This window comes from Dapis hubbardiae BLCC-M172 (assembly GCF_050016015.1).
In the GTDB taxonomy this organism is placed as follows: domain Bacteria; phylum Cyanobacteriota; class Cyanobacteriia; order Cyanobacteriales; family Microcoleaceae; genus Trichodesmium.
The window spans coordinates 1-4,500 of the sequence record NZ_JBNHEQ010000001.1 but is presented as its reverse complement, the minus strand read 5'-3'; the positions used below and the strand labels follow the sequence as shown (position 1 = coordinate 4,500).

The window sequence follows — 4,500 nt, the reverse complement described above, 5'->3', positions numbered from 1 at the left end:
AAAATCTCAAAAACTATAACGTTACAGTTTGTGGTCTGACCCCTCACCCCAAAAAAAATTAGAAAACATCACCGTAAGCATCCATAATCCCAATATTTGTAGAATAGGCATTTTTTTGAGCGATCGCCTGCGTCAGGATTTGGAGATGGGTTTAGAGGCAAGTTTGGATATGGGTTTGGATATGGGTTTGGAGACTAGGGTTTGGAGACCAGGGTCTGGAGACCAGGGTTTGGAGACCAAACCCCTACGGTGGTGGTTTTGATGTCTGGTGGAGGGTTTGGAGACCAAACCCCTACGAATGCTCTTGATATGCTTTTATTGTTGCTTTTTTTAGCGTGTCCGAAACTAGGGGAAATGTATTGAGGATATGTTTAAATTCTGTTTCGGTTAATTGGTAAAGGTGGGCGATTATTCCATCAAGTTCGGCGCGGAGTTTGGCGCGTTTGGTTTCGTCGGTGATGCCTTTTTTATGGGAGGTTAATCCTGTTTCTTTGGCGAGTTGGTCAAATTCTGGGGTTGTGCAAATTAGTTTGGCAGCGCGTTTTACTATTTCGTTAAAGTAGGGGTCTTTTTCTGTTAGTCGGGGAACGGGAAGTTGATAGACATAAAAGAAATTTACGTTTGCTGAAACTCTAAATCTAATTCCATAGTCAACAACAAAACTATTCCATAAAGCAACTAATAATAATATTTCTTTGCTATTAGGTGGATTACTAATTTTGTCAGAACAACGTAAAACAGATTGAAAATTTTCTGCATGGAAACTAGGCGGAATAATAGTTGCAATTATTGTTCTAGAGTCAGTGTTTCTTGCAATTTTCCGAAACCCTGCGCGATATGTTTGATAATCTAAAATTTGCCTATTATCTTGATTTTTTCCTATAATAGCTTTTCTTCCTTCTGTTTCTTCAATCCAATATCGAGGTTTAGATAACAAATGGGTAAATTGTTCAATCATTTTCCCTTCATAAAGTGGAAGTATTCCCTTTCCAGGTTCCGTTTTAAATAACTGACTATCATTGGTCATGTGAAACTCGGAAGTCAATTTTAAATTCCACTTTTCATCAATTTTTTCCCCCAATAAAGGAAACTTTGCCATCTTCTGAGCAATGGCAATATCTACATCATTTTTAAATTCCATAACCGAAATCGAATCAGGAGATAAACGCCGAATTATATCGACAGAAATATTCAAAGTTTCACCATCAGGAAAACTTTCTAACTCCCCCACATCATGGCGCATAAACTTAGCTGGAAATTCTGTAGTTTCTCCATCCTTTTCAAAAGTCAAAACTACAAATTTAAAACTTCTATGCACTCCCTCAAAAATAGTCTTCCGATTCTCAAAACAAAATAGACCAGAAACTGAGGTTTGAGTAAATAACATTTCTCGTAATTGCTTAGTTCCCAAATCTGTATAAATTCCGCTAGGAATGACAATTCCACATTCACCATTTGACCGTAATAAATTAAAACATTGCTCCACAAATAACTTATATAAATTAATATCCGTTCCCTGCTTTCTGCCATTCACAACAGAAATTTGATTCTGATATTTTTCCGCACTTCGGTAATATAAAATCACATAGGGAAATTGACTTTGATATTCCAACCAAGCATTAGCAACCTCCTTATTCTGCAACATCTTTTTCTTTTGCTTTTCAAAGGTTTTAATATCCATCTTATTTTTCGTCACCAGGTCGCTATATTGAGCAAAAAATTCTTTAGCTTGTGGTTTAAAAGTCTCCCAGGGTGGATTAGTAATAATCGCATCAAAACCACCCTTTTCCGAAATGACATTATCAAATTCATAACCCCAATGAAACGGCTTCAAGTTCTCAATATCCTCATTATTTCTTCTACTCCATCCGCAGGTAAGAAAGAATAACAAAAGATTTTGACTGCATTCTGACCGATACGATCTATTCTTCCCACCCGTTGAATTAATCGAATAATTGCCCAAGGTAGATCGTAGTTAATAATAATTGCACAGTCTTGGAGGTTTAGACCTTCACTGAGAATGTCTGTGGCAATTAAAATTCTGATTTGCTCTGTTTTGGAAATAGTTTTACTGTTACTTTCCGGACTAAAACGCCATACTGTTTCTGCTGGGTTGGTTGAGTTTCCAGTTACTCCTTCCACTTTCTGAATACCCCGTTTTTCGAGTTGTTTAGTCAGATAATGTACGGTGTCAGCAAATTGGGAGAAGATTAAGACTTTTTCTTGGGGGTGAGTTTGACAAAGGAGGTCGATTAATATTTCTAGTTTCTGGTCGTTGTTTGTTTCCCAGTTGCCAGCCTTTTTGCCAATTTCTATTAATGCTAAACAGTCAGCATGGAGGTCTTTTTTCAGAGATGCTTTGAATAATTCTGGTCTTATCCATTTGAAACGACTTTTGTATTGGGTGGCATATTCTTGATAAATTTTGGCTGCTCGCTCCTGATATTCTGTTTCGGTTTCAGAGATAAAGGTGGTAGTCGGGAGGTCTATATTTTCTGCTTCATCTTCCGAGTCGAAAAATATAGAGTCTTCGTCGTTGTTGCGCGGATCGAGGAAAGCTGCATCTTGCGAACCTATAGGTAAAGGAAGTTGGTTAGTAATGGCGTGCAAAAAGACATAGTTTCGGAGAATGTGGCGATCGATAGATTGTAAAAATGCGACTCCGCTACTTTCTAAACGTTTAAATAGGTTGGTGCGACAAAAACCTTTTAACCTTTTACTCGCGCGAGATAAATCTTTGAGTTGTCGCGACTCAGCACCAGTCATTGACTTTCCTTTTGCTGATTTTGGCGAAACTGCATAACTCCCCAAACCATAGCGCGGTAAGTTTAACTCACCCAAAATATTAACTACCGCTTCAGAATACAAAAGCGCATATAAATCATCACTTCCCCCTAAGTCAAACTTTATAGTTTTTGCTTGACGAATCGGAAAATAGGATTTTGAGCGATCGCTCATTTCTAAATATTTTCGCCCAGTCTCATCAATTTGAGCATAATTATTTTGAATAAAACTACGGGTGCGACGCAACATATATAGTCGCATCAACTCTCGCCAGTCATCGGGATGTTCCCTTTTTTCAAATGCTGCTAGGGAGCGCACCGGAGCTTGATATTTCCGACTAAACTCTATTTCACCTCCTATTTCCTGTAATAATTTTTCTGGTCGAATGCCTAAATTTTTATCTTCTGGAATAAATAACCGCAGTTGATTTGATAAATCTAAATAGCTTTTATTGTAGGGAGTTGCGGTTAATAAAATGCAGCGACTTTCATTAAGAGCAATATATTCTTGAATTGCTCGATAACGTTTACCTTGACGATTTCTCAGATTATGACTTTCGTCAATTATTAATACTCGATAACGTCTGGTTTTAGGCAATAGTTTCTGAACTTTACTAATAGAAATAACCTTAGCTCGTAATTTGTAATTGTCAACATATTCTTGCCACATTGGTACTAAATTTTTCGGACAAATAATCAAAGTTTCTAAGAAAAAATCATCCTCTAAAATTTTTGCCAATGTTGCAGCAATACGAGTTTTTCCTAAACCAACAACATCCCCAATTAAAACTCCCCCCCGTCGATTTAGATAACGAGCTGCAATTTTTACAACTGCTGCTTGAAAGTCAAATAATTTATCTTTAATACTCCGAGGAATTTGATATTCTGATAATCCAGCCCTAGCTTCACTAGATAAATGATAAGCCATTTTTAGATAAATATGATAGGGAGGAATTAACTTTTCTCGCGCCCAACTTTCGTCAATAACTTTAATTATATCTTGGGAAATATCAAGACACCAACGGTCTTCCCATCGGTCATTAAACCATTTTTGAAGTTTTTGATAAGCATCATGGTCTAGAACATCAATATTTAATTCTCCTTGTTTTTTTAATCCTGAAAAAGTTAAATTACTACTGCCTAAAAACCCAGTTATAGGATTATTAATATCGTCGCGATGACATAAATATAATTTGGCATGAAGCTGATATCTAAGAAATAGTTTAATAACTACTTTTTTCTCTTTAATTTGTTGTCTGAGGAGACGTAAAGCCTTTTCATCTTTATTATTAGGTGCGCCCCAAGTTAGTTGGTCGTAAAATCCTTGAATTATTTGTTTTTTGAAACGAATAACTTTAAGATTATCCATACCAGTTTCAGTTTTTCTGAAAGCTAAACTATCATGTAATTCTTTTTCTGGTAAAGTCTGCATTCCGACTAAAAGACGACAACAATAATTTTCATTTCCTGTAAATTTTTCTATCTTATCAGCTATTTCTTTCCACCCTCTAAGATTAAAGTAACCTACACAAAAATATGCTCGTTTTGAAGTGTCAATAGTATCCTGGAGTATGGGGAGTAGGTATTGTTCAATATTGTCAAAAATTCGTGGCATTTTTTGATTTATTTTTAATATATGTCGTAGGGGTTTGGTTTTCAAACCCAGTCGTAGAGGTTTGGTTTCCAAACCATAGAATTTTTACGGTTTCAAGTAGGG

Annotated in this window: 3 protein-coding genes; 1 reads left to right on the top strand and 2 read right to left on the bottom strand. The window is 36.3% G+C overall.

Annotated features, from left to right (window positions below; genetic code table 11):
- The first annotated feature begins 28 nt into the window (after positions 1-28).
- A complete protein-coding gene (locus tag ACP6PK_RS00015; protein ID WP_426556679.1) occupies positions 29-262 on the top strand; it encodes a hypothetical protein in 234 nt (77 codons plus the stop codon).
- A gap of 30 nt (positions 263-292) precedes the next feature.
- Here the strand turns inward: ACP6PK_RS00015 and ACP6PK_RS00010 are convergent, their stop codons facing one another.
- Positions 293-1,834 carry an Eco57I restriction-modification methylase domain-containing protein gene (locus ACP6PK_RS00010; protein WP_426556677.1) on the bottom strand — a complete coding sequence of 514 codons (1,542 nt, stop codon included), beginning with the start codon at positions 1,832-1,834 and terminating at the stop codon, positions 293-295.
- On the bottom strand, positions 1,831-4,398 hold the full coding sequence (locus ACP6PK_RS00005; protein ID WP_426556675.1) for a helicase-related protein: 2,568 nt from the start codon (positions 4,396-4,398) through the stop codon (positions 1,831-1,833). Before ACP6PK_RS00005 ends, ACP6PK_RS00010 begins: the two co-directional genes overlap by 4 nt.
- Positions 4,399-4,500 lie beyond the last annotated feature (102 nt).

What these genes read in the sequence shown, in the direction of transcription:
- ACP6PK_RS00005 (WP_426556675.1), bottom strand. Translation starts at nt 4,398, where the DNA reads ATGCCACGAATTTTTGACAATATTGAACAATACCTACTCCCCATACTC.